General features: G+C 42.2%; 1 protein-coding gene. It reads right to left on the reverse strand.

Going from position 1 to position 325, the window contains the following annotated elements; translation table 11 throughout:
* Nucleotides 1–58 precede the first annotated feature (58 nt).
* Complete coding sequence (locus tag VJI94_RS08980) at nucleotides 59–310, reverse strand: HNH endonuclease (protein WP_416383678.1); 252 nt, start codon at nucleotides 308–310, stop codon at nucleotides 59–61.
* Between the last annotated feature and the right edge of the window lie 15 nt (nucleotides 311–325).

Consider the following 325-nt stretch of genomic DNA (forward strand, 5'->3'; position numbering starts at 1 on the left):
GCCTAAAAGTAGCCGACAAACCTTGTTCATTGCCGTAAGTTTTTGTAATTGTGTACATTCAATCCTCCAGGTTATTGGATTTACGGACATTGCATTTTCTGTGCGCATTCTGGACATTACCCCAGGTATGCGTACCTCCTTTGCTTATGGGGATTCTGTGGTCTATTGATGACTCCTCCCACTCACACGGTGCATTGCACAGCTTACAGATGCCTTGATCTCTGTCGTACACTTTCAGCCGTGTAATGTCTTTATCTACTGGTCCATTATTACGTAGTTTAGCTCTGTAATTATGCCAGTATCCAAGCATTTTATCAGGATTATT

Source organism: Parvimonas sp. D9 (assembly GCF_035282565.1).
Lineage (GTDB): Bacteria > Bacillota > Clostridia > Tissierellales > Peptoniphilaceae > Parvimonas > Parvimonas micra.